Below are 24,191 nucleotides of genomic sequence, written 5' to 3'. Positions count from 1 at the left end.
TCTTCCGCCCGCTGCCGCGCCGCCTCTTTCTGCGCAGGCGACAGCGGCTGCGAGGTCTGGCCCGGGATTGGGCTTCTTCCACGGGGGTGTCTTGGTCTGGCGCATGGCCGCAGCTTACCGCTTCAGGAAGTTCAGCAGCGCCAGATTGAAGTGGTCCGCATGGCTGGTATTGCACCCATGTGGTGCGCCTTCCAGGATCACCACTTCGCTGCCCGGAATGGCCCGGTGCGTGCGCTGGCCCGAGCCTTCAAACGGCACGATGGCATCGCTGTCACCGTGTAGGATCAGGGTTGGCACTGTGATCTTCTTCAGATCGTCGCGGAAGTCGGTAGTGGCAAACGCCTGCATGCAACCCAGCGCCGCCGTCTGGTCGGATTGATGGCAAAGCGCGATTGCGGCCTGGCGCTCATCCTCGGTCACCATCAGCTTGCCATTGGCACTGAAGAAATCGCGGGTGAAGCCATCGAAGAACGCCTCGCGATCCTTCTCCAGACCGCTACGCATTTCGTCGGCCTTGTCCTGTGTGAGCGGACCTTCCGGATTGTCCTCGCCGCGCAGCAGATACGGCGGCACCGCTGCTGCAAACACCACGCTGTGCAGGCGCTCCTGCCCGTGATTGGCCACATACCGCGCAACCTCACCGCCGCCCATCGAGAAACCGACCAGGGTCACGTCGCGCAGGTCACGTTCCTCGATCACCCCGGCCAGATCCGCCGCCAGCGTGTCGTAGTCGTAGCCCTCGGCGGGCTTGTCGGAACGGCCGAAGCCGCGCCGGTCGTAGCTGATCACGCGGTGTTGGGCGTCGCGGAGGATCGACACCTGCGTCTTCCATGCATCGGCGGACAGCGGCCAACCGTGAATCAGAATGACCGGGCGGCCGTCGCCACCGGTGTCTTCAACGTGCAGGCGGATGCGGGAAGCAGGCATGGAACCTCCTGTGGAAGGGGAGGATTTCAGGCTACGGGCCGGCCCCTATCGCGACCGTGATGGAATCGCCGGTTGCCATGACATCCCCTGCACAGACGGCAGCCCTGGCGCTGGAGCCGAGCCGCCAATGCGGGCATTCACTCCGTGGAAGGGCCGTTTCGTCGGACGCCGGCTGCAGCGCCCCGAACGCCATGCGAGCCTGCGTGAACCCTCCCTGGAGACTCGCCATGCTGCTGCTCACCCTGCCCCTGCTGGCCGCCGGCCTCGCCGCCGCCCCCGCGCCCTCCGATGACCTGCGCGGGCAGATCCGCCAGGCCGACACCCAGCTGTTTGCCGCCGCCTTCGAGGCCTGCGATGCCGACAAGGCCGCCGCGATGACCACCCAGGACATGGAGTTCTTCCATGACAAGGATGGCAAGTCGGCCAGCAGCCGCGAAGACTTCCGCCGCAGCGTGGCCACCATGTGCAGCAATGCGCGCAAGGGCGGCTGGAGCCTGCGCCGCGAGCGGGTGGAGCCTTCGTTGCAGGTGTTCCCGCTACACGAGGAGCGGGCGCTGGAGATCGGCGACCACCGCTTCCATGAACGCGGCAAGGACGGCGTGGAGCGCTGGGTGGGCCAGGCCCGCTTCATCCAAGTCTGGCGTCGCGTGGACGGGCGCTGGTTGGCCGAGCGGGTGATCAGCTACGACCATCGGCCGGCAGACTGACCCCTCGGGCGCGCTTCACGGGTCGGATCTATACTTGGGGGGTTCACCCACGACCCACCGCTACCGTTCGATGGCCATGGCAGAGATCACCCCCAACCACCCCGACTACGGCCTCAACCAGCAGATCCGCCAGGGCGTGGCCGCACTGGATGCCCAGCACGGCCGTGCGTTCGACCAGACCAGCGAACGCCTCACCGCCAGCCTGACCGTGCTGGCCCGCGAGCAGGGCCTGCAGCAGGTCGACCACGTGCTGGTCAGCAACGCCACGGCCAATCATCCGGCCGGGCACAACGTCTTCGTCGTGCAGGGCGACCCGGCCAATCCGGCGCACCTGCGCGCGATGATGCCGACGGCTATGGCGGCGCAGACGCCGGTGGAGCAATCGATGCAGAAGCTGGGGCTGGGTGTGCAGCCGCAGGTCGAGGTGCAGGCGCAGGAAATGCAGAATCCTGCGCCGCGGCTGGGGTAAACGCTGCAGCTTGAAAAGGGGGCAGCGCATCGCGCCCTGCCCCGCGTCTACAGCCTGGGCACCGCAGTTACAGCTGAATCCGCGCCACACTCTCGTCAGCGCCCTTGTCATCCTTCTCGCCGTTCTTGATGCTCACGAACAACACGTTGTTCTTCGCATCCAGCGCCAGGCTGTTCGGGTGGGTCGGCACGGTGTAGGTCGCCACCTTCTGGTAGCTGTCACTGTTGTAGGCGGTCACTGTGCCCGCCTCGCGATTGGTCACGTACAGGCGCTTGCGCGGTGCATCCAGCAGGATGCCCAACGGGCCGGCATCGGTCGGGATGCTGGCCAGTTCCTTGCCGGTGCTGCGGTCGAGCACCAGCACGCGCTGGCCCGGGTGCTTGCTGACCAGGCCGCTGCTCTTGGCCTGGTAGCCACGCAGGAATTCCGAGCCCTGGTCGGTCACAAACAGGCGCTTGCCGGCCGGGTCCAGCGCGATGTTCATCGGCTGCTCGGCGGCGATCCTGTGCTGCGCCACCACCTTGTTCGAATCGGTACCCACCACCACCAGATCGGCCAGCAGGTTGCTGGTGTAGACGCGCTTGTTGGCCGCATCCAGTGCGAGGCCCGGTGCCTTCGCATTGCCCAGGCCGTCGATGGTGTTGATCACCTTCAGCGTGGTGGTATCGATCACGAACAGCACGCTGCTCACGTCCGGCTGGCTGCTGTGGCCGGTCACGTACAGGCGGTTGGCGGCGCTGTCGACCACCAGCTCGCGCAGGTCGTGGGTGTAAGCGGCCTTGCCGTCCTTGCCGGTCTTCTTTTCCATCAGCTGGATGGTGCCGACCGCCTTGTTCTGCGCGGTGTCGACCACGGTCACCGACAGGTCCACGGTGTTGCCCACGTACAGGCGGTTGTGGGTGTCATCCAGCACCACGCCGAAGGCTTTTCGCTCCAGCGGAATGCGGGTTTCCACGGCCAGCGTGGCCGGGTTCAGGCGCAGCACCTGGGCCGGGCCGGCGTCATCGCCGAAACCGCCGGAGGAGGCCACGAACACGGCGTTCTGCTTCGGGCTGTAGGCCAGCTCGTACAGGCCCTTGGCGACGGCTTGGCGCTGCACGGCGGTGGTGGTGCTGGCAGCAGGTGCGTTGTCGGCGAATGCGGAGGGCACGCCGAGGCTGAGCGAAACGGCAACGGCCAGGGCGGCCGAGCGGAAGAGAGGATTACGGAACATGCGAGCGTCCTTGAATGGGCACGGGAGGGTGTCCTGGCTCGCTGGGCCGTTCTACGACGGCCCGCACCGCATCTGTCTGCGCGGGGTGGGCTGGCTGGGTAGCGGGGGAATGGTAGCAGGTGGGGGGCGTGGCGTGCGCCGGCGCGCGCATGGCAAGCGCGCGGATTACTGCTCTTTCAAGCGCAGCGAATCGGCCACATCGGTCTTGGCCGCCACCTCGGTGGCGATGCTGGCCCGGCGGTGCCCCGGGTCGTTGCGATCGCCCTGCACGATGAAGATGCTCTCGGCCGCATGGCTGCTTTTGGTCGGCTGGCTGAGCAGCACGTGGTCCACGCGCGAGAGATTGTTCTGCTTGGCAAGCACCAGCAGGCTGGCGCTGATGCGCTGGCTGGCCGCATCGAACGGGCGCCCGTGCGCGGCGTCCAACTCGGCCACTTTCTGGATCAGCTGGGAGAACAGGCGATGGTCCGGGTGCGAGGGGTCCAGCAGCGTGCCGGCCACTTCAATCGGCGTCGGTGGCGGTTCATCGATGGCGCGGTCGCCCTGGCGATGATGCTCGGCCTCGCGCTCGGGCATCGCATGGTGGGTTTCGGCATTCAGATCGCTGCCCGGGAACGGCGCAGCAATGCACTGGATTTCCGGCAGGTTGAACAGCACCGCGAACTCGCCCAGGTTGCTGCCGCCGTCCAGCGGCGCCGGCAGCGGATGCAGGCCCGCGTAATGCAGCGCCGCCCAGACGAAATCGCTGCAGCGGTTGATGGTGGCCGGGCGATCCACGTCGAATTCGAACTCGGCCGGTTCCTCGGCGAAATCACGCAGGCAGCCGTAATGCTCCTCGGTGATTTCCAGGGTGCGGCTGTAGTACGGGTCCAGATGTTCGTCGGCATCATCGTGGCGCACCTGCGCGTACTGCACGCCGGTGCGGGTTTCGCCCGGCGCGTGGCCCGGTGGCGCGAAGCCGTAGCTGTGCGCCTCGTCGCCCGCGGCCACCTGAAGGTACATATGGCCGCGCGGCGAAATGCCCCCGCTCTTCAGTGGGGTGCCGGGGGCGGCTAGGTACAGCGTTGCCGTGTAGCGTGTTGCCTGCTCCATGCCTGTTCAGCCTTGATGGGTGCTGCGGTCCTGGCCGGATGATGGCATAGGTGGGATGGGCGGTAGGTGGAGGACAACCGGGTGCTGGTACCGGCTTGCTGAATGTGTGAACCAGCGTGCATTCCGGTGGCGCCAATGAGTCGTTGTATGGAGTGAGGCGGGAGTGGGCCGTATAGTTGGCGCATGTGAAGCAATGGATTTGCTCATGGACCTCATCGTGAGGCTGCCGACACTGTTGCCCTTGTGTGAACGATGGCGCGGGCTTTGCGTTCAGGCTCTGCCCGCTGTCGTGATTGGCTCAGAACTAGTCATCGGCCATGCAGACGCGCAAGGCGCAGGCCCTCGCCTCCAGCAGCGATCCGACATGCTGCGGGCTTTTGAATCCCGCGATGTATCTCTCGTTGGCAAGGTCATCGACCCGATGTCGCACAGCATCAAACGCGACTGGGCTTTTCTGGCTACGGATGCCCTCCCTATTCTTGCGGACGCCGACCGACCCACTCAATCGGTCACTAGCAGCGGCCGCCCCACTAAACGCAGGAACTAAGATGCCCTTCCAATTCCAGGCCAAGCCTTACTCCTCGCTCGATCCGATCAGCGAAACGGAGATCCCTCGCCCAAGAATTGGACCGACTGTTCTGGCAGACGGCCGGCACGGAACCGAGTATCAGTTCGCCATCTATCGCGGAGAGTCGCGCGTAGGCGGAGTTGGCTTCGATGGGTGGGATGAAACTACACAGGTCGAAGGACGCCCCGTTCACTGCTTCGTCTTTGACCTCAGACATGCTCAGGTCATCCACTCCATGCTGGCATACAAGCAGACGCTTGGTAGCGGCGATGACGACTTCACCTATCTCAAAGGGCTCGCGCAAGGGTTCGTACTTTCATTCGCAGGCCGAACTGACAGCGATGAACCCCTACGCTATCTCGCGGTGACCAGTCCGCAGGCACTGATGGAATCGCAGATTCCGGCACCCGCAGACGTCGTCACGTTGGCCGACGGCTCCATCGTGCTGGCCAGCGTTGAAGTCCCGGCATTCGGCGCCTGAGGTCTATGCCATGAGCAAATTCATCTTCGATGATTTTGTGAAGACCACACTCGGCGGCGCAACCCAGGCCGGGAGTGGAGAAGCCCTGACTGCACAGCAGATTTCCGATGTCATCACCTATCTGAAATCACCGGGATCGGGCCCTACCACCAGCGTCAGCTTCGAACAGTATGTAACCGGCAACATGCAGGCTCACCCTCCGCGACTTCCGGATGGGATGGATTACCTCGCGTTCTCGGGCAAGGACGCCGCAAAAATCTCCAACTACACCAATGCAGAGGTGTATTCGAAGGATATCAACGGGAAGTCAGGAATAATTGGCGATACCCCATGGGGAAAGTTCGTCGATCAGCTAGCCAAGAACCCAGCTCACATCCCCGATCTCCAGTCGATGGAAGCTGGCCTCAGAAACGTGATGGAGTCAAAGGGGATCGTTCCCTTCGACAAGAACTATGTGGGTGCGCTCCAAGACATAATGTGGAACGCCGGCAGCCCAAAGTTCTTCGAGAACGCCATTGCTACGGGCAAGCCACTGATCGCTTTCGTGGATGGGGCGCCTCCCGATCGCGGTTTCAGTAGGTTCGAACTAGCCACCGCCCTCGACCACCCCACTGTCCGCATCAACGGCTACCCCATAAGCGCCTTCGGCCCAGAGCCGCTGGCCTTCGCAAGCCAGTCAGCCGCCGAGTACCAGGCACTTGAGCGCAGCCTCGCGCAGCATGCCACCACCAACAGCGCGCATCCCGTCGACGTCGCGCAGGTGCGCCTGCATCTCAAGCCCATCGATGGCTATGACGCTGTCAGCAAGACGCTCTTCGAACGACCGCTGCACGATTACAGCGCGTTGAACCTGAGCGAGATGTCGACCACGCGCGCGAACTGGGTCGCCGCGCATGCCAACCTGGGCACAGGGCCACGTCTGTTCGCTGATCTGCCCGAACCACCATCGCACGCGCCCCTGCCGCCAGGAGCTCCACGCGGCCCTCCCCATGCGGCGACGGTTGCCGAAGCAGTGGCCGACGTTTCACCGCATGGCGTGCACGCCGGAATCAACCCCGCCATCAAGGTTGCCGGCGTTGCGGGCGTCGCACTGCTTGCGCACGACTTCGCCACCTCCGGGCACAAGTGGATCGAGCTCAACTCGCAGGGCAATGCCGCAGGTGCAGATTCCACCGCTGCACACTTCGTGGGCCGCAACGTCGGTAGCGCAGTGGGTGGCTTTCTTGGCGGCGCTGGTGTCGGCCTCGCTTCGGGTTCATGGACGGGGCCCGGCGCCATTGCAACGGGTATCGGTGGCGGCGTCCTGGGTGCGTATCTCGGCGAACGCTGGGCCGGGCAGAAAGACATTGAACGCGTCTACTCCCAGGTCGATCCGATGGGGCGCACCTGGACACGCGACCCGGCCGATCCCAATGGGCGATGGCTACGAGCCGGCGAACAGCAGCAGGTCCAGAGCAGCGACCTCGGCACCGGCGTGGAAGTCCGCCCGGTGCAGACGGCACAGGGTGACGACGTAACCTTCCGCACCAGCTATGTTGCCACTGGCACACTAGAGCGCCAGTTGAACTGGCAGGCGGCTCGGGCCTCCTATGAGCTGGGCCTGTCGAACCCACCACCACCGCTGGATCCCTACCGACTGAGCGCACATGGCTCGGCCGAGCCCGCGCGAGGTGCCTTCGAAACCGATCGCGCCTTTGTACGCGATGCCAGCTCGGGGCAATGGGAACTTGAAATCAAGGAAATGGTGGATGGTCGAGTGCCCAACAGCCGCCACCTGCCAGTCTCGGCGGAGCAGGCACAGGCGCTGGATGAACAGTCGCGCACGGTCATTGCACAGAACGCGTCAAACACCAAAGCCGCGATGGCTGCGCGCTATATGGTTGCTCACGAGCAAGGGCGTTGGAGCGACTTCGGCGACGCGAACAATCCATCCATTCCTCGCGCCGTTCAGGACGCGCAAGCCAGCGCCGACACGTTGAAGGCGAGTGATGGCAATGCCTATACACGGCAGGCGGACGGCCAATGGGTCAGCAAGGGTGTGATCTTTGACAGCGCCGCCAACCGGAACCTGAGCGACGAGCTGGAGATCACCTGGCAAAGCCAGAATGACGGTATCGCCGGGCTGCACGACATCGCCAGGCAGCTCAAGGACACCGCACAGGTTGCACACGAAGGTATTCGCGGCCAGGTGGATGCGCTCTACGCGCGCCATGGCATCGAGCGCACCGAGCAGCAGCTGGCAGCTACAGCCGTCGCGGTGGAGCAGACGCTGAACCTGCAGGGCAGAACCGGCGACGTGGTTCTGGAACTGATGCCAGACCCTCGTACCCATGCACCCAGCGCAGAAAGTGCCATCGCCACGTTCGGTGACGCCGGCGGAAACCGGATGGTGCTCACCGGCACTACCACCATTGAAGATATAGCGCGCGCTCAATCGCAGCTTCGGCCTGAGGCTTCACTGGCTGCCCAAGGCGCTGCGCCTGCAGATCAGGCGACGACGCCCGACGTACCCGAGCTACGCATTGCTGCGCTGACTGCAAAGGAGCAGGACGCGCACCGGCAAGCCCTGCAGGAGGCCAATCGCCAAGGCAGCGCGGCAGTGGATGCGCAGCAGGCAGCGTCTGCGGCCGTGCTGGAGGCGCGCGGGGTACAGGTTGACCCGGGTGAGACACTGAAGGTCGACAGTGACCTGCAACGAGAAGGCGCAACCAGCGCTGCCGTTGAGCCCGCTCGCCAGCCCGCTCCGACGCCCGCTCCTGTCGTCGCGGCGCCCTCGGTGTCGATTGTTGAGCTAGGGCGCACGCGCCCGTCGCGTGAGAGTGAGCAACGAATCGAGAATCGCTCTGAACGGCAAGCCGATTCGGCGCAGCGCGCGGAGGATGCCGCCCGGCAGGACGTTCGGAAGGATGAGCCGGCACCGACTGCACCAGCAGTGGGCCCTCAAAGTACCTCGCAGCATGAACCGACTGTAGAGCAGGCCCGTCATGACCAGAATGCCTCGGTCGTAAGTACTGCGGCCAGTGCAGGCTCGAGCCAGCCAGTTCAGATGCAAGGGCCCTGGACTGAGGATCCCGCGCACCAGGGCAGTGCTGAGCCGCAGAAGCTTGCGGACGCACTGCCGGCGCAGCCCGCCGCCGCTACAGCTCAAGACAAAGCAGAGACGCAACCTTCTGAGAGCGAGCAGACACCAAGGACCGCACAGGAAGTCCCGTTGGATCCCCCAGTTCCGCCACCACCGGCCCGGGACAATCCAGAGCTGGAACCTACAGACCCCAGAACGGCTGACGTTGGCGGAGACGCTACCCATCAGACAGCGCCTCCCTCTTCCGCCTCAGATGAGGAGCGCGACCTCCCTGAGCATGTAACGCCGCAGCCGGCCACTCTGACGGAAAGCAATCCAATGCAGCCCGGCCATCCCGATCACCCGCTCTATCAGCAGATCCGCGAGGGGGTGGAAGAGCTGGACGCCAAGCACGGCCGAAGCTTCGATGCGACCAGCGAGAGAATGACCGCCAGCCTGCTGGTTCTGGCCAAGGACAATGATCTGTCCCACGTTGATCATGTGCTCGTAAGCAACGCCACTGCAACGCATCCTGCCGGCCATACCCTCTTCGTGGTTCAGGGCCAGGCGAACGATCCTGCCCATCTGCGCGCTTCCATGCCCACCGCAGAGGCTGCGCAGACGCCTGTGGAGGATTCACTGCTGCAGTTCGATTCGGTCAGCAGGGAGGCACAGCAGCGCGCACTGGCCAATCAGCAGGAGCAGCAACTGCAGGACGAGCGCGCACAGCAGGATATCCAGGTGCGTGCGGCAAGCATGGGCTGAGCACGGGTTCAGATGAAGGCCGCGCTCAATGGCTGACGCTGAGGATTTCAGCAGCTGACCTTCATTCAGCCCCTCGCTCAAACCCCGATCACCACCGTGAATTGCTCAGACAATTACCAGCGCAAGAGCGATTTGGGCCGTTATCGGCCAAACCTCTCCGATTGCAGGCCCCCCTAATTTTGGGATGCCTACGATCGACCATCCCCACCTACTTACGCAGCAGCACATCTCGATGGTAGTTCAGGTAATAGACCTGCGCCGCGGAGAACGGAACGTTCGAGATCTTCTGCACAATATCCCACTTCAAGCGCACCGCCTCTGGCAACTGACTGCTCACAACTAGTCGGCCGTCATCTTCAAACGAGATATACCCGCGATCGAACAACCGATCGATATGAGGTGCCAGCATGAGGCCGTTGTTCCCATCAAGACGCTCGTCGTTGGTGCTCTTCGCCCAGGGCTTGATGTGGCTGGCGATCAGAAATTTGGGCTCACTCGTACCAGTAACGCGGCAGGATTTTTCAATGTCACTCACGCGCTTCCGGTAGATACCCTGTCCCGCTCTGGCATTGATCAGCTGGGCCCTTACGGTTTCACCAATATTGTTGTCTTCCTTAATTTGCTTGATCGACACCTCGTCCTGCCAATCACCCAGCTGGTCAATGTCAACATTGAGCAGCGCCAACAGCTCAGTGGCCATCGCCTCGGGCACAGGGAACAGATAGGCCTGGTTAGCCTTTCCATCCAGCTTCAGCGGAGAGTACTTCTCCGGAAGACGCGGCCCAATCTTCGCCATGTGATCGCTCACTTTTAGCGGCACTTCCATTAGGTGATAGTCCACCGGAACGGCCCAGCCGTCCTTGCGCCATTCGTTGTCCGTCTTCCTGAAGTCATCAGGACGATCCTTCGCGTAGTGCACCCCATTGACGACCGCAACCGCCCTGATTCGAGTGTTGGCAAACGCAAAGACCACATCGCCCGGCCGCACCTGGGTCATGTGCTCATAGAAGGGATTCGTCTTCCCCTCCACATTGGTCTTCGGCGACCACAAATAGCCTGCCTTAACCGCCCGATCAAACGTCTGCTTTTGGTTCACCCACCAGTACGCCATCCGTGCTTCCCCTGTCTCATCTAGTTGATGCGGCCAACTGGCCTCCGAGACGGGATAGTACCTTTCGATGTCGTAATCAGCACGCTTCTGGCAAGTACAGTATTCGGCAGAGGAAGCTCCGCCTTCCTTGCCTCAACGTGGCGACACGTCTTGCAACCGGCCCCGCACCGCGCGCTCGTCCACGCTCCTTTCGCTGGCCCTGATACTCACGAAGAGCACTTTATTCTTCGCGCCGGGGGCAGGCTCTACGGGCGGGCGCGACCGGCTAGATCGCCACCATCTGGTAGCTAGCACTGCTTTCCGTTCTAGCCGTGCCCGCATCGTGGTTGGGCACGAACAGGCGCTTGCCGCGCAGTCCAGTGGCTCGGCGCCGATTTTGTGCTGCGCTACCACCTGCTCGAATCGCCCCCCACCAGCAGGTTGGACAGAAGGCCGGTGATGTAGATGCGCTTGTGGCCAGCTCAAGCGCCGAGCCCCGTGTCTTGGCAGAACGTAGGATCTCGGGAGAATTGAAGCTCCATGCCAGAAGTTCAGACCTGCGACACATGTTGTCGCAACTTCACACAGAATGGACTTCGATGGAATCGTTTGAGGCAGGGACGCCTACTCCCCTCAACCACGAAGAGGAAGTGCGATGTTCAGAATCATTGGGGCAGTTGTTGTATACGGATTTGCGCTCTACGGCTTTGGCCACTGGTTGGCCAATCGCGATGACCCGTCGGTTTTCGATCAGGAACCGCGCTGATCAGCCCCTGGCGAAGCCTGTGCCTGCAGAAAGCGGCATGCCTGCACGTTGATCTCAACGAAGGCATCCCAAGACATTGTTGCCGCATAATGCCTATGGAATTGAAGATCGACTCGACAAATGTCGGGTCGATCTTCGTATATGCCACAGCGCCGATTCTCTTCGCAGTAGTGGCGGCAGACTCCATCGCCTCTGTCCAGGAAACGCGTCTGCTCAGCCACGTGGACCTGCTGACAACAGAGCCCACAGCCGGTGCACGGAAATGGCGTGTTCAAGCCTTGGCCAGCCCAGACAACCACGCGCGCGTACCGGATACATTGCCAACCTCATATGGCAATTCAATGCCACGTCGCTCGATCTCAATCGCCAGCACCAACGAGCGTTCGAACTCAGCGTTGCAGGCCGTCAGGTCCTGTGCAAATTCAACCATCGCGCACGGATCAACATTCAGTTCAATTGCTGCCAGTTCCATCAGGTAGGTATCAAGGCGACGGTTGATCTCGATGAAGTCCGCCAGAGTCTGGACATGTGCGCTGCGCGCCATGAAATCCCATATCTTTGCAGCCAAAGGACTGTGCAGAAGTGACCAGGTCAAGCCCAAGGTCACCACGCCACTCACCAGTGCCGCCAGGAACGAAACCAGCGGCCCGCCGATGATTGGGGTCGCAGAAAGCGCTGCCAGCTGGCTCAGAACCAGTGAAGCCGCGATCGCCCCTGCACCCACAGTAAGTGCTTCCAGTGCTGCCCGCTTCTGATCGATGTCATTCAACCTGCCCGGGTTGAGGCACATGATCTTGATCGACTTCACCAGCGACCCCCACATCTCGCGGATGATCTTGGCGGTGTTCTTGGCCGACCTTGCGAAGATATTGAACACCGTCGTGGTGATGCTGGCCGCAACGCCGCCGAGGAAGGAGTCTCCAAATTCAGCAAGCAAGTCGCGGAATCGGCGCTGCACCCTTCGCCAGATGCCACTGAGCAACGCACTTACCCTATAAAGAAATCGCTCGAACGTGAAGCGCCGCTTCAACCCCTTCAGGGCTGACGGGAGTTTGGCCCGCAACTCAAACCAAACCTCGCTCGCAATCAACCCCATCACCTGGCGCAGCCCCATTCGCAGCCCGACGTTCGCGGACGCGTACGCTGTATTCTTGAGGAACTTGCTACCGGTGTAGTAAGCAACGTTGACCTCCCGTTCATAGGCATCACGCGCCTCGGCATCACGCTGACGCATTCCGTCCTGGTCAATGTCCTTCAGCGTGTCATTGCGCTTTTCAACCTTGGCAATGCCGGCTTCCAGGGTTCTTGCATGATGCTGCTGTTCCGGGGTGTCACGCGGCATTGCATCCAGCTCCCGCTTCCACGCCGCGATCTTCCGCTCATTCTCCTTGATGGTCCTGGAGACGTCGGCCAGATACGCGTCGACCGGCTTGGCGCCCTTGGAAGAATTGATGGTTTGGTGCGTTGACTGCAGGTTGCTGGACCGGTTGGCAAGCTCCACCCCATCCAACTCCGCCAGCACGCGCCCCGGATCGTCATGCACCTCCTTGGCCGCGATGACATGATCCAAGGCACGCTTGTCCTGCGCCCCCATGGTCTTCCCACGATAAGGATCCGTGAGCGTGCCGGCCTGATGGCTCGTCTTGTCCGCCCTGCCCTGGTTCTTGTAGTTGTCGTGGGTGTGATAGGCCGTGCTGTCGTACTCCCCACGGTTCTCATACCGCTGCCTTTCGGCACTGGCTGCACCACCGTCACCATCCCCCACATAGTGCCCCTGGCGAGCATTGTGGATGGTGTCCACATCTCCACCCTGTTTATCCTGAAGCAACAGGAAGTCGAGGCCAAAGCTGGTCGCCAGGCTGTTCACGACGGTCCTCTCCAACTGGGGCATCCAGTCGAAATCGTGATCTGCATACGATGAGGTCATGGGATAGTCCAAATGAGGTGATCTGGTGGACGTGGCGGATGGCATGCACCCGCCACCGGGTGCTTACTGGGGGTTGAACCGCATTGCGCTGTTGCGACCTTCAGCCAAGGCCGCGTTGATGCCGTCCTTGTTGAGGATCATCGATCCATCCACGTCAGTCTCCATCTGCGGCACGCCGTCGGTGCTTACCACCACATCACCGTCCTTCATCTTGACCTTGAACAGCGGGGTGGAAATGATGTCGGTAAGGATCGCCGCCAACGCATAGCCATTGCCGATGGCCAGCATGATCTCGTCCTCGAATTTCGACAGCTCTTCGTCAACGTTCCGCCCCAAGCGCTTCAGACCACTTACGAGGCTGTCCATGCCCTCCAGCGTATCGAGGTAGCGCTCGAAACTGACGCGGATTTCCTCCAATGCCGCCTTCACCTTACGTGCTGACAACTCAGTGCCCGCAAGCGAGACGCCTGCTTTCTCCATCTTGGAAACAGCGTTGTCAACCTCGATGCTGGACTGCTTGGCATTCTTCAGCGCCTTGTCGCCATGGCTGTCATAGGCCCAACCCGCGATGGCAAAGATGGGAGCAGCTACCGCAGCGCCGAGGATGGCCGTGCCGCCCGCGATACCCATCCCACCAGCAGCCAGTGATCCTCCGCCAATCGCCGCCAGCGTCGCGTTCGTCGCCGCAACACCCGCCAGACTGGAGATGGCGGTGCCCGTTGAAGCCGCAGCAAACGTCATCACCCCGCCGTACACGGCGAAGCCAGCGGCGACACCACCAGCGCCCGCGCCGGCGATACTTCCCAGCACACCCACCGCAGAATATGCATAGGCCTCGACCTTCTGCAGCGTGTGGCGTGGCAGTTTGACCTCGAGCTTCAGATCGCGGCTCTGGTTGAGCTGCTGCAGCAATGCCGTCGACAGCAATGAGAAGCGCTCGAAGTCCTTTCCGATGCTCAGTTCCAACTGCCCGAGCGCGTCGAGCGACTCGAGTGCCTTGGCCTCCTGGCGATCGAACTGCTCACGGCGAACCTGGTAGCGCGAGCGCGCAGCGTCGGCAATGTCGTCCGACTCACTGTGCTTCTTGTAGCCGTCGTAGGCCTTCTTGGCGCCAACCGAGAGGGCTGCCGCAGCGCCGAGTCCGATGATGATGGGTAGTGGCATGTTCTTGTTTCCTGGCAGTGGTGGTGTTGGGTATGAACAGCGTTGGGGTGTGAATCAGACGTCGGTCAGCAGATAAGCTGCTGCTGCGCTCTGCACTCGGACTGCGATGCGCTGGCGGAGGGAATCTGGCTCAATTACACGGATGCGCTCGGCCTGGGCCAGAATCCAAGTGATCATCTCTTGGTCGTCAGGCACCTGGACCCGCAGCCTTTGCCAGTCACTTTCTTCGATGGCCTGCAGCTGCTGCCCGGTGGCAAGTGGCGTTTCGGCCAGGGCCCAGGCTAGATGCGGATGCACTTCGGCATGCAGCTCTGTGGTCCCAATGCTGTTGCGGGGACTGAACGCGGCCGACTGTAGATAGCTCGGCATATCGAAGCCACGATCGTCGGCCTCCTCCTCCTGTACAGAGATATCCAGGATGCGATGCAAGGCATAGTGGCGAAAATCATCAAAGTTGCCGACGCGAGCAATCAGATAAGTCGTCGCTCCGCGCGATGCAAGTCCCGCGGGATGAAGCATCAGTTCTACCGGCGTCCCCTTTGCGCGGCTGAGATACCGAACCTGAAGTACGCGGCCGGCGAGTAGACCGGTAGCGACGCGGTCCCAGATCTCCGGCACAACCGAAGCAGGTAGAAGCGGCTTCACGGGAGGGACTACCCGAACACGCCGAGACCACTGCGAAAGGCCGTTGTGGTCCATCGCCTGCAGCAAAGCGCGGGACTCATTGAAATGCGGATCCAGCAGATCGAGAACGGTAGGCGGCAGGATATGGCGAAGGTGCTCTTCCGCCATGATCATCGCCAACGCTGCCGCCGGACTGATGGAGGGGACCGTCGTCTGGGCGTCTACAGCAAATGACCATCGATAAGGACGCAAGCGACGCACAGCCTCGTCACTGTCTTCTGAGCTGCATACCAGCTGGAAGAGCGTGCTCAGCTTTCCCGAGAGATCGCGCTGCAACGAGCGCAGGTTAATATCGAACCCCTCCGCCCACAGCGCATCACGCAGTTCAACTGTGGAGATGCTGCGCGGATAGCGCGGGATCAGGCGCAACAGGACAAGATTCCTGGCGAGTGGGTCCTTGTTTGAGCGTTGACTCATGGTTCCTTGCTGGGCCCGACCTAAGTCGTCGCCCCCCCTCAAAGTGTGGGAACAGACTGCGGGGAGCACGCGACAATCCGTGTCGCCTCATACTGATCAGTACGACTGAGATTCAAATGATCGGTATTGAGTGCGTGGCGCGTGCTTGGGTACAGGCGTCGTTGCCCGTTACCGCACAGCCGTGGGCAAGGCCATCGGCTTGGTGCACCGAAGTTGAGGCTGGTTAAAAGCCATGGAAAGATTGGCGGCGTAAGGCACGCCTGGGCCGTGCGACAGTATCCCTGCCGCCACGAGAGAATTCCCTTTCATCTTCAGCCCCCCTGTGGGCCAATCCATTTTTGCAGAGTCTACGACATTGGAACGACAGGATGGCCCCGATTTCCATAGGAATTTATGCAACTCATGGAGACCAGAAACAAGCCTAAAGATCCTCTGTGCGGCGCCGCTAACTTCCTAATCGAAAATGCGCTGACAATCTGAAGCCGAGATCCGGGCATTTACGACAGCTCTCTGCGTCCGGGTGCCTTCGGCGGCTAGTTGACGAATTTCACAGCAATCGGCATCCGGCGCCGCATTCGCTGGTACTTCTGCTGTCGATCCAGCTCATCGGCAATGGCCTGGGCGACTTCGCTGATAAGGCACACGCAATGTCTGTGGCTGCGGACCACTGAGACGCCGGCATGGATGAGTACCTGCTGGGCTACTACGCAGACCTGCCGCCGCGCGAGGCGGCGCTGGCGTTCGGCAGCGACTACGACCTGGAGCGTGACGATGCGCTGTGGCCACGGTCTGGCGTGCCTGTGTGACCCACGCAGCCGTCCGGCACGCCGGCATTCAAGGCAAGCGACGCCAGGGAATGACTGTTATGCTGGCAGCGCACCGGAATGGAAACCACGCATGCCCCGTTTCAACACCGCCTTGGCACTGAACCTCGTTTTGATGCTGCTGAGCGCTACACCTGCCATGGCCATGGCGGCGGACCCGCAGGTTTCCACAGAAGTATTCTGTGGAGCACGGTGACAATCCCACCTTCGAACTGCGGCAGGCGCCTGCCGTTGTGTATTCAACGACCCCTGGCCGCCCGATACCGTGCTGCAGGATCCCATGGCTGTGTTGTTGGTTGCTCAGCTGGATGAGCTGGGTCACGTTTCCAACGTGATGGTGGTGCGGTCCAGCGGATTGCGGGAGATTGATCGTGCGGCCTTTACCGCGGTGGACCAGTGGCGCTTCGAACCGGTCGTGGTTGAGGGCGGCGCGAGGCATGCGCGGGTTCGGGTGCGTTTGAGCTTCGCGCCTCTGGCCGAGGCGCCGCCCGGCTGAAGCGCTGGTCCAATCTGTCGCGATTGGCCCTACGCCATGGCCCTGACTGCGCGCATTCCTGCGCTTGGGGCCAATAACGCCAAGTCCTCCAAGACCGTTGCAGCGCAATCGCTTGCCGGCTTAACACGGTGTGCGACAATGCCGAAAGCGTCAGGACTGGCGATCGTCAGTCCTGTGGTTTCTTGGCATTTGGTTGCTGCACGAGTATCTCTTGGCGTGCCACCGGAAAAGGGTGGCGCGGGGTTCGAAAGCCCGCTCAGTAGCCTTGTGTTTTGCGCTTGTCAGCCGGCGTCACCTTGCGTGGCGCCGGTTGGCAATCCGTTCGCGTTCAATGGCGGGCGGTGCGTGGGGGTCTTCGGACCCACCGGCTTGGTTACTGTCCGGCTTTCGAACCACGCATCGTCCGCCGCCTTTATCGGTGGCGCTGCTGTCTGTCCTGTACGGAGCACTGCCATGAGCGCAACGAAGCTACCCGGTGTGAACACCCGCCGCGATCCAGCCAACGCCGATCACGAGAATGACCCCTCGCCCTTTCCTCTTGGATTTGTCGCCACGCTGCATCGCATTGGCGCGGGCGCCGCTGCCGACGGGCAGCCTTGGCCCGAGCGCAATCTGAGCCTGGGGCGCAGCACCCAGATGGCTGATGCGGATTGTGCGCTGGGCGGTTTACGCGTGGTGGCGGAGCTGATGCTGGCGGCGGAGCGCACGCGGCAGAATGGGTCAGACGAAGAGTATGTGGGAGATCGGGTGATGGAGGGGCTGAAGATGGCTTGTGTGGCGTTGACTGTGATGATTACTGAGCGGCTGCAGGTGACTACTTAGTAACAAAGCTCCTACCGAGCCGTGAAATTTCGAAACCGGCAGTCGTATCTACCAAAAAAAAGAATGACAGTGTGCATTGGAACATAGCCAATGCACACCTCTACTTTTAGTGGTTAACAGGCGTCTTCTCAACGAGGTCCGTCAAACCTCAGAACCTTCTCCAACTTGAACTCTCCTCTCCCGGAAACACAGTGCAAAGGAGCCTTGTGCTTTGCGACAAATTTCTTTTGCTTCTTCTGGAAAGAGGTGTCTGATTTTGGATACCTAGAACACACTATCAAACCTGCGAATGGAATTGCAGATGGCTTCCCTTTTTTCTCCAAAGGACGACCACATTTTTTCATTAATTCTATCGCAGCCTCAACCTGGTCAACGGCATGTTCGATGTCCGTTCCCTTGAGCTCCACTATTACAACTCCAACCGACTCCTTTAGCACTGCGAAGTCAGCGCAAAGTTCCCCCTTAACAACACCATCATCAAGCTTAACCTTATGGAATCGCGCCCGGTCTTCATTGATGAAGACCGCCACCCTTCCATTCTCTTCAACCTTAACCCTTGAATTCGTCGATAGTTCTCGAGATTCAGCGCAAGTCATCGAGAATACTCCACACCAAGGATCCTTGAGAATTCCGAAGCAATCTGACCGGATACCTCATCAAGATAATCAGCCTCAATCATTCCGTCATCTTCGTCCTGAATTCTCGTTACAACGCCTGCCTGGATCGCGTAAGCGTTAACTTTATCACCATCAAGCCAGTAGTCCTCCTTAACTATCTCCTGAACCTCCGAATGCCGGCGAGACCCCTTGCGCCCAGCGACACCCCTAGCCTTTATTAGATTATTTATTTTGGCCAGAACATAAGGGCTGTGCGTCGTTACCATCAACTTTGACCGTCCTTTTGATAAGGCGATAAAGTGGGAGAACACCTCCACAAGGGTACTCTGCGCCGATGGAAACAAATGTGCCTCCGGCTCTTCTATAAAAATCTGCTGGCGCAACCCAAACCTCTCAGCGTAGCCAATCCTACTCTTGAGAGCGACCATCAGGGGCATCAGCTCTTGCTGACCGGACGACATCGCTGATAGCGGAACTCGCCGTCCGTCAGCTGTCTTTAGATATTCCTTATTCCTTTCAACTACCAGCGTTCCGCTCATAAGAGCATCCAATTTTGATGCGAGATGAGAGGCTGTACGAGAAAGAGGCGGCATAAACCTCCTCTCTCTAAGTCCAGAATAGAACCTACCAAACCTTAGAATGAGAGGATCAAGGATACGACCGTGCTCGAAAGCTACGATGCTCTTCCCAATACTAGTGAAGAAGGATCGACCAGCAGGGATAAATATCTGACTTTCACTGAAATTCTCACCCAAACGCCGGCGATTTAGCTTCCTTACATTCTCTCTAAGCTCATAAGAAACTGCCATGGCACGATGAGATTCCACCGCATCGTCAGACAGCCTCGATGCCTGCTTTGTCATAGCCAATGCTGCGTCGTATTGCTCTTCAAAGTACGGAGAGAACCAAACCCTCATGTTCTCGCCAAGTTTCTTTCTATACTCAATTCGACTGATTCTTACCTGAAAATCGCCCGCATAGAATTCGAGCTGGAACTTTCCTTGCCCCCACGCCTGGACCGGGAACCATTCTTTGAATTTTTCTTTCACATGAGTCTTGAAGTGGTCCAGTCCCTTGGATTCTTCCAGAACCTGCCACTGCTCATTGAAGAGTTCGTTAAAGAAGAATGCGAGCTTGGAAAGAACACTCTTTCCGCTCGCGGACGGTCCGATGACGACAGTTAGAGTCGAGAGCTCAATGTCTGCGCTTGTAATACTAAGGAAATCCCTTACAACCAACCTAGCTGCCATGCTTTGCTCCCCTTAAAAAAAACGGGCGGCCAATGGCCGCCCGTTCAGTCTACATTACAAAATAGATCAAACCCCAACAGGATTAGCCTTCTCCGGATCAATCTTGTACTGCTTGATCGCCCGGGCCACATCCTTCGCGGTCATCTTCCCTTCCTTCGCCAGCGCCGCAATCGCGGCATGCGCGATGTAGTACCGGTCAACCTCAAAGAACCGACGCAGGTTCGCACGCGTATCCGAACGACCAAACCCATCGGTACCCAGCACGGTGTAAGACATCGGCACGAACGCACGGATCTGGTCCGCATACGCACGCACGTAGTCGGTGGCGGCAATCGCCGGGCCCTGGCGGCCTTCCAGCAGCTCGGTCACGTAGGCCTTGCGCTGCTCACCTTCCGGATGCAGGCGGTTGGCACGTTCCACGTCGAAACCATCGCGACGCAGTTCGTTGAAGCTCGGGCAGCTCCAGATGTCGGCGGTCACGCCGAAGTCCTTGTCCAGCAGCTCGGCCGCGGCAATGGCTTCGCGCAGGATGGTGCCCGAACCCAGCAGCTGCACGCGCAGCTCGCCCTTCTTCGGCTTGCCGGCGTCGGTCAGCAGGTACATGCCCTTGACGATACCTTCGGCCGCACCTTCCGGCATTTCCGGGTGGGTGTAGTTCTCGTTCATCAGGGTGACGTAGTAATACTCGTCCACCTGGTCTTCCATCATGCGCTTGGTGCCGTGCTGCAGGATCACCGTCACTTCGAAGCCGAAGGTAGGGTCGTAGCTGCGCACGTTCGGAATGCCACCGGCCACCAGATGGCTGAAGCCATCTTCGTGCTGCAGGCCTTCACCGTTCAGCGTGGTGCGGCCAGCGGTGCCACCCAGCAGGAAGCCGCGGGTACGCATATCCGCTGCCTGCCAGGCGATGTCGCCCACGCGCTGGAAGCCGAACATCGAGTAGTAGATGTAGAACGGCAGCATCGGCACGTTGCTGACCGAGTAGCTGGTGCCGGCGGCCATCCACGAGCTGATCGCGCCCGGCTCGCTGATGCCCTGCTGCAGCACCTGGCCGCTCTGGTCTTCGCGATAGAACATCAGCTGGTCGGCGTCGACCGGCTTGTACTTCTGGCCGAACGGCGCGTAGATGCCGATCTGGCGGAACAGGCCTTCCATGCCGAAGGTACGGGCTTCGTCGGCCACGATCGGCACGATGTGCGGGCCCAGTTCCTTGTCGCGCAGGGTGATGTTCAGGCTCTGCACGAAGGCCATGGTGGTGGAGTAGCTGCGCTCGCCGCTGCTCTTCAGCAGGCGCTCGTAGGCGTCCAGCTTCGGTGCCACGAAGGTCTTGTCGGCCTTGCGGCGGCGCTGCGGCAGGTAACCGCCCAGCGCGGCACGGCGTTCCTGCAGGTACTGCACTTCCGGCGAATCCGGGCCCGGGTGGTAGAACGGCACCTGGCCGTCGGCCAGCTGCGCGTCGGTCACCGGAATGTTGAAGCGGTCGCGGAAGTGGCGCACCGCTTCGTCGTCCAGCTTCTTGGTCTGGTGGGTCGGGTTCAGCGCCTCACCGGCGCTGCCCATGCCGTAACCCTTCACGGTCTTGGCCAGGATGACGGTCGGCATGCCCTTGGTGTTCACGGCCTGGTGGTAGGCGGCGTACACCTTGTGCGGGTCGTGGCCACCACGGTTCAGGCGCCAGATGTCGTCGTCGGAAAGGCCGGCGACCATCGCAGCGGTTTCCGGGTACTTGCCGAAGAAATGCTCGCGGGTATACGCTCCGCCGAAGGCCTTGCAGTTCTGGTATTCGCCGTCGACGGTTTCCATCATCAGCTTCTTCAGGACGCCGTTGGTGTCCTTGGCCAGCAGGGCATCCCAGTAACCGCCCCACAGCAGCTTGATCACGTTCCAGCCGCCGCCACGGAACACGCCTTCCAGTTCCTGGATGATCTTGCCGTTGCCGCGCACCGGACCGTCCAGGCGCTGCAGGTTGCAGTTCACCACGAAGATCAGGTTGTCCAGGCCTTCACGGCCGGCCAGGGCGATGGCACCCAGGGTTTCCGGCTCGTCGCTCTCGCCGTCGCCGATGAAGCACCACACCTTGCGGTCGGACTTCTCGATCAGGCCACGGTTTTCCAGGTAGCGCATGAATTGCGCCTGGTAGATGGCGGCCAGCGGGCCCAGGCCCATCGACACGGTCGGGGTCTGCCAGTAGTCCGGCATCAGCCACGGGTGCGGGTACGAGGACAGGCCACCGCCGTCCACTTCCATGCGGAACTTGTCCAGCTGCTCTTCGCTGATGCGGCCTTCCAGGAAGGAACGCGCGTAGATGCCCGGGGCGCTGTGGCCCTGGATGAACAGCAGGTCGCCCGGGTGGTTTTCGCTCGGGGCGCGCCAGAAGTGGTTGAAGCCCACGTCGTACAGGGTGGCGCCGGAGGCGAACGAGGCGATGTGGCCGCCCAGGTCACCCGGCTTGCGGTTGGCGCGGACCACGGTGGCCATCGCGTTCCAGCGGATGATCGAACGGATGCGCCATTCCAGCTCGGCATTGCCCGGGCTCTTGGCCTCGAACTGCGGTTCGATGGTGTTGACGTATTCGGTGGTGGGAGAGAACGGCAGGTAGGCGCCCGAACGACGGGTCAGTTCCACCATGCCTTCCAGCAGCTGATGCGCGCGCTCGGAGCCCTCGACATCAATAACGGCCTTCAACGACTCGATCCACTCCTGGGTTTCCACAGGATTCGGGTCGTTGTTCAGCACCTCGTTCAACCAGTTCATTAGCGCTCCCATAACCGCACGCACGCGCGCGACTGTTGTATAGATTTCTAGACCGCAAAGTGTAGCGCACCAAGGGCTTTCGTCACTTGGCTACGCAGGCGTATGGATGCAACCGGCCAGTGTCCGCAAGGGGCTTGCCGGGGCCGCTGAAGGCCCTGCGGCGGGCCTTGGTGGCTGCGCGGGCTGTCGCTTGCGGGCCGCTGCGCCCATGTGCAGGACGCAGTGTTACCGCTGCCGATGACGGTTGTAGGGCAGCGCCATGCCCACCTGTATCGGCTGCGCGTGCCGGCGCTGAACCGGCGACAACGTGTCGCACCTGCCTCTGGATTGGCCCCCACCCTTCCCTCAGGGTAAGCCTCGAGTGTTGGCCTCGCCCGCTTCGGTCCGCCGTCTGGCCCTGCCTCGCTCCCTTCCACAGTGTTGCCCGGGGCGCCTCGCAAGGGGCGCCCCTTTTGCCGTGCGCGGGGCTGGCCGTGGCCCAAAACTGACCCGCTTGTGGCCGGATCGATGATTGTCGGCTTCGATATATCGATATATCGTTTGCACACTCGTTTACCGATATATCGAAATGAGCCGTACCGCTTCTCCCAGAGCCCGTTCCACTAATCAGGAAGTGCCGCGCCGCAACGGCCAGCCGCGGGTGCTCAGCCGCGGCGACCTGCGCCTGCTGGTGCTGGCCCTGATCGGCGAACAACCCCGCCATGGCTATGAGCTGATGCAGCTGATCAGCAACCAGTTCATGCAAGCCTACACGCCCAGCGCCGGCACCATGTACCCGCTGCTGGCCAGCTTCGAGCAGGCCGGCTGGATCGAGGCCGAGGAAGTGGACGGCAAGCGGATCTTCCGCATCACCGCCGCCGGCGAGTTCGAGCTGAAGGTGCAGCGCACCCAGGTGCGCCTGGCGCAGCGACGTGCCTTCGACCGTGCCCGCGAGATCACCAAGGCCTCGCTGCCGCCGCCGCTGGCCGGTGCCCTGCGCGAGTTCAAGCGGGCGCTGGTGCACCACCACGGCCGTTGGGCCGAGGGCGAAGCGGAAGAAGTAGCGGCGCTGCTGACGCGGGCGTCTGCGCTGCTCAACGGTACGGCCGGTAACGAGCAACCACCGATTTCAATGACCCAGCCAGACTGACTCCAGCCAGGTCTTCCCTACGCCTCGCGCCCCCGCGCGACACCTTTACAGGTAACCCCCATGACCGAACACAACAACACGCGCCTGCGCCTGGATGTGCGCTTCCGTGAATTGACCGTGCTGCGCACTGAAGAGGTCACCCCGCACATGCGCCGCATCGTGCTGGGTGGCGACGCGCTGGCCGGCTTCGATTCGCCCGGCGCCGACGACCACATCAAGCTGTTCTTCCCCAACGCTGCGGGCGAGATGGTGCTGCCGGTGCTGACCGCCGAAGGCCGCAGCTACCCGGACGGCAAGGAGCCCTCGCCCGCCCGCGACTACACCCCGCGCTGGTGGGACCACGAGACCGGCGAGCTGGCCATCGACTTCGTCCTGCACGACCAGGGCATTGCGGGGCCGTGGGCCGAGCAGGCCAAGGCAGGCGACACGCTGGTGATCGGCGGACCGCGCGGTTCGTTCGTGGTGGCCGACAGCTTTGATGCCTATGTGCTGATCGGCGATGAAACCGCGCTGCCGGCCATCGCCCGCTGGCTGGACGTGCTGCCGGACGGTGCCGAGGTGCAGGTCTTCATTGAAGTGAGCGATGAGGCCGAACGCCAGGACCTGCCGCAGTACGAGAACGTGCGTATCCACTGGCTGGAGCGCAATGGCTTCCCGGCCGCCAGCAGCACGCTGCTGGAAGACATGCTGACCGACTTCGAGGCACCGGACGGCGATGTCTTCTACTGGATCGCCACCGAATCGCGCCGCGCACGGATGATGCGCAAGTTCATCGAAGGCCACCTGGGCGTGCCGCGCGACTGGATCCGCTCGACCGGTTACTGGAAGGCGCACCCGGACGAAACCGACGGCGATTAATCCCAAGACGGTGGGTGCGGCCCCCGCTTGGTGGGTGCGGACCGTTGGTCCGCACGCCCTGCAACAGGTAGTGCCGGCCTTGTCCACCAGCGTGTCTTCCACCATGCCGC

20 protein-coding genes are annotated in these 24,191 nt (G+C 61.6%); 10 read left to right on the top strand and 10 right to left on the bottom strand.

The window, feature by feature from the left end; translation table 11 throughout:
* Nucleotides 1–114: 114 nt before the first annotated feature.
* Nucleotides 115–927, bottom strand: coding sequence for an alpha/beta hydrolase (locus tag O0K41_RS14180; RefSeq protein WP_164222369.1), 813 nt, complete (start codon nt 925–927; stop codon nt 115–117).
* A gap of 227 nt (nt 928–1,154) precedes the next feature.
* Here O0K41_RS14180 and O0K41_RS14175 point away from each other — a divergent pair, with 227 nt between their 5' ends.
* Complete coding sequence (locus O0K41_RS14175) at nt 1,155–1,634, top strand: nuclear transport factor 2 family protein (protein ID WP_049448825.1); 480 nt, start codon at nt 1,155–1,157, stop codon at nt 1,632–1,634.
* A gap of 76 nt (nt 1,635–1,710) precedes the next feature.
* A complete protein-coding gene (locus tag O0K41_RS14170; protein ID WP_164222371.1) occupies nt 1,711–2,103 on the top strand; it encodes an XVIPCD domain-containing protein in 393 nt (130 codons plus the stop codon).
* Between the two features lie 67 nt (nt 2,104–2,170).
* Here the strand turns inward: O0K41_RS14170 and O0K41_RS14165 are convergent, their stop codons facing one another.
* Together O0K41_RS14165 and O0K41_RS14160 are read right to left on the bottom strand one after the other, a co-directional pair.
* Nucleotides 2,171–3,316 (bottom strand): YncE family protein, encoded by a 1,146-nt coding sequence (locus tag O0K41_RS14165; protein ID WP_197592576.1) that lies wholly within the window; start codon nt 3,314–3,316, stop codon nt 2,171–2,173.
* A gap of 165 nt (nt 3,317–3,481) precedes the next feature.
* The gene (locus tag O0K41_RS14160; protein WP_164222375.1) at nt 3,482–4,408 is read right to left on the bottom strand and encodes an XVIPCD domain-containing protein; all 927 of its coding nucleotides are present in this window, start codon (nt 4,406–4,408) and stop codon (nt 3,482–3,484) included.
* Between the two features lie 548 nt (nt 4,409–4,956).
* On the opposite strand from O0K41_RS14160, the gene O0K41_RS14155 reads away from it, so the two are divergent.
* Both O0K41_RS14155 and O0K41_RS14150 read left to right on the top strand, forming a co-directional pair.
* Nucleotides 4,957–5,457 (top strand): hypothetical protein, encoded by a 501-nt coding sequence (locus O0K41_RS14155; protein WP_164222377.1) that lies wholly within the window; start codon nt 4,957–4,959, stop codon nt 5,455–5,457.
* A 10-nt stretch (nt 5,458–5,467) separates the two neighbouring features.
* Nucleotides 5,468–9,283, top strand: coding sequence for an XVIPCD domain-containing protein (locus O0K41_RS14150; RefSeq protein WP_308304519.1), 3,816 nt, complete (start codon nt 5,468–5,470; stop codon nt 9,281–9,283).
* 208 nt (nt 9,284–9,491) lie between these two features.
* On the opposite strand, the gene O0K41_RS14145 is transcribed toward O0K41_RS14150, so the two are convergent.
* From O0K41_RS14145 to O0K41_RS14130, 4 genes are all read right to left on the bottom strand, one after another.
* Complete coding sequence (locus O0K41_RS14145) at nt 9,492–10,394, bottom strand: HNH endonuclease (protein ID WP_164222381.1); 903 nt, start codon at nt 10,392–10,394, stop codon at nt 9,492–9,494.
* A 1,016-nt stretch (nt 10,395–11,410) separates the two neighbouring features.
* On the bottom strand, nt 11,411–13,066 hold the full coding sequence (locus O0K41_RS14140) for a hypothetical protein (RefSeq protein ID WP_197592572.1): 1,656 nt from the start codon (nt 13,064–13,066) through the stop codon (nt 11,411–11,413).
* A 63-nt stretch (nt 13,067–13,129) separates the two neighbouring features.
* A complete protein-coding gene (locus O0K41_RS14135; protein WP_164222385.1) occupies nt 13,130–14,230 on the bottom strand; it encodes a chemotaxis protein in 1,101 nt (366 codons plus the stop codon).
* Between the two features lie 54 nt (nt 14,231–14,284).
* The gene (locus tag O0K41_RS14130) at nt 14,285–15,331 is read right to left on the bottom strand and encodes a WYL domain-containing protein (RefSeq protein ID WP_197592570.1); all 1,047 of its coding nucleotides are present in this window, start codon (nt 15,329–15,331) and stop codon (nt 14,285–14,287) included.
* A 680-nt stretch (nt 15,332–16,011) separates the two neighbouring features.
* Between O0K41_RS14130 and O0K41_RS14125 the strand changes: the two genes are divergently transcribed.
* The 4 genes from O0K41_RS14125 (at nt 16,012) to O0K41_RS14110 (ending at nt 17,473) form a co-directional block, all read left to right on the top strand.
* On the top strand, nt 16,012–16,137 hold the full coding sequence (locus O0K41_RS14125) for a hypothetical protein (protein ID WP_275427491.1): 126 nt from the start codon (nt 16,012–16,014) through the stop codon (nt 16,135–16,137).
* Nucleotides 16,138–16,228: 91 nt separating this feature from the next.
* A complete protein-coding gene (locus O0K41_RS14120) occupies nt 16,229–16,351 on the top strand; it encodes a hypothetical protein (RefSeq protein ID WP_275427490.1) in 123 nt (40 codons plus the stop codon).
* Between the two features lie 84 nt (nt 16,352–16,435).
* Nucleotides 16,436–16,651 (top strand): TonB family protein, encoded by a 216-nt coding sequence (locus O0K41_RS14115; RefSeq protein ID WP_239503573.1) that lies wholly within the window; start codon nt 16,436–16,438, stop codon nt 16,649–16,651.
* A gap of 453 nt (nt 16,652–17,104) precedes the next feature.
* Complete coding sequence (locus tag O0K41_RS14110; protein WP_164222389.1) at nt 17,105–17,473, top strand: hypothetical protein; 369 nt, start codon at nt 17,105–17,107, stop codon at nt 17,471–17,473.
* 128 nt (nt 17,474–17,601) lie between these two features.
* Here O0K41_RS14110 and O0K41_RS14105 read toward each other — a convergent pair whose 3' ends face one another.
* From O0K41_RS14105 to aceE, 3 genes are all read right to left on the bottom strand, one after another.
* Entirely contained in the window at nt 17,602–18,069 is a 468-nt protein-coding gene (locus O0K41_RS14105) for a hypothetical protein (RefSeq protein ID WP_164222391.1), read from the bottom strand.
* Nucleotides 18,066–19,340, bottom strand: coding sequence for an ATP-binding protein (locus O0K41_RS14100; RefSeq protein WP_164222393.1), 1,275 nt, complete (start codon nt 19,338–19,340; stop codon nt 18,066–18,068). Before O0K41_RS14100 ends, O0K41_RS14105 begins: the two co-directional genes overlap by 4 nt.
* A 66-nt stretch (nt 19,341–19,406) precedes the next feature.
* Nucleotides 19,407–22,094 (bottom strand): pyruvate dehydrogenase (acetyl-transferring), homodimeric type, encoded by a 2,688-nt coding sequence (aceE, locus tag O0K41_RS14095; protein WP_049406797.1) that lies wholly within the window; start codon nt 22,092–22,094, stop codon nt 19,407–19,409.
* 568 nt (nt 22,095–22,662) lie between these two features.
* Between aceE and O0K41_RS14090 the strand changes: the two genes are divergently transcribed.
* Complete coding sequence (locus tag O0K41_RS14090; protein ID WP_164222395.1) at nt 22,663–23,223, top strand: PadR family transcriptional regulator; 561 nt, start codon at nt 22,663–22,665, stop codon at nt 23,221–23,223.
* A 60-nt stretch (nt 23,224–23,283) separates the two neighbouring features.
* On the top strand, nt 23,284–24,081 hold the full coding sequence (locus O0K41_RS14085) for a siderophore-interacting protein (RefSeq protein ID WP_164222397.1): 798 nt from the start codon (nt 23,284–23,286) through the stop codon (nt 24,079–24,081).
* The last annotated feature ends 110 nt before the right edge of the window (nt 24,082–24,191 follow it).

The organism is Stenotrophomonas sp. Sm2128 (assembly GCF_030985535.1).
GTDB classification, from domain to species: domain Bacteria; phylum Pseudomonadota; class Gammaproteobacteria; order Xanthomonadales; family Xanthomonadaceae; genus Stenotrophomonas; species Stenotrophomonas maltophilia.
The sequence above is the reverse complement of the archived record's forward strand: the minus strand, read 5'-3'. Positions and strand labels throughout refer to the sequence as shown.

Coding starts and splice junctions, on each gene's coding strand:
- O0K41_RS14180 (WP_164222369.1), bottom strand. CDS start 927: ATGCCTGCTTCCCGCATCCGCCTGCACGTTGAAGACACCGGTGGCGAC.
- O0K41_RS14175 (WP_049448825.1), top strand. CDS start 1,155: ATGCTGCTGCTCACCCTGCCCCTGCTGGCCGCCGGCCTCGCCGCCGCC.
- O0K41_RS14170 (WP_164222371.1), top strand. CDS start 1,711: ATGGCAGAGATCACCCCCAACCACCCCGACTACGGCCTCAACCAGCAG.
- O0K41_RS14165 (WP_197592576.1), bottom strand. CDS start 3,316: ATGTTCCGTAATCCTCTCTTCCGCTCGGCCGCCCTGGCCGTTGCCGTT.
- O0K41_RS14160 (WP_164222375.1), bottom strand. CDS start 4,408: ATGGAGCAGGCAACACGCTACACGGCAACGCTGTACCTAGCCGCCCCC.
- O0K41_RS14155 (WP_164222377.1), top strand. CDS start 4,957: ATGCCCTTCCAATTCCAGGCCAAGCCTTACTCCTCGCTCGATCCGATC.
- O0K41_RS14150 (WP_308304519.1), top strand. CDS start 5,468: ATGAGCAAATTCATCTTCGATGATTTTGTGAAGACCACACTCGGCGGC.
- O0K41_RS14145 (WP_164222381.1), bottom strand. CDS start 10,394: ATGGCGTACTGGTGGGTGAACCAAAAGCAGACGTTTGATCGGGCGGTT.
- O0K41_RS14140 (WP_197592572.1), bottom strand. CDS start 13,066: ATGACCTCATCGTATGCAGATCACGATTTCGACTGGATGCCCCAGTTG.
- O0K41_RS14135 (WP_164222385.1), bottom strand. CDS start 14,230: ATGCCACTACCCATCATCATCGGACTCGGCGCTGCGGCAGCCCTCTCG.
- O0K41_RS14130 (WP_197592570.1), bottom strand. CDS start 15,331: ATGAGTCAACGCTCAAACAAGGACCCACTCGCCAGGAATCTTGTCCTG.
- O0K41_RS14125 (WP_275427491.1), top strand. CDS start 16,012: ATGGATGAGTACCTGCTGGGCTACTACGCAGACCTGCCGCCGCGCGAG.
- O0K41_RS14120 (WP_275427490.1), top strand. CDS start 16,229: ATGCCCCGTTTCAACACCGCCTTGGCACTGAACCTCGTTTTGATGCTG.
- O0K41_RS14115 (WP_239503573.1), top strand. CDS start 16,436: ATGGCTGTGTTGTTGGTTGCTCAGCTGGATGAGCTGGGTCACGTTTCC.
- O0K41_RS14110 (WP_164222389.1), top strand. CDS start 17,105: ATGAGCGCAACGAAGCTACCCGGTGTGAACACCCGCCGCGATCCAGCC.
- O0K41_RS14105 (WP_164222391.1), bottom strand. CDS start 18,069: ATGACTTGCGCTGAATCTCGAGAACTATCGACGAATTCAAGGGTTAAG.
- O0K41_RS14100 (WP_164222393.1), bottom strand. CDS start 19,340: ATGGCAGCTAGGTTGGTTGTAAGGGATTTCCTTAGTATTACAAGCGCA.
- aceE (WP_049406797.1), bottom strand. CDS start 22,094: ATGAACTGGTTGAACGAGGTGCTGAACAACGACCCGAATCCTGTGGAA.
- O0K41_RS14090 (WP_164222395.1), top strand. CDS start 22,663: ATGAGCCGTACCGCTTCTCCCAGAGCCCGTTCCACTAATCAGGAAGTG.
- O0K41_RS14085 (WP_164222397.1), top strand. CDS start 23,284: ATGACCGAACACAACAACACGCGCCTGCGCCTGGATGTGCGCTTCCGT.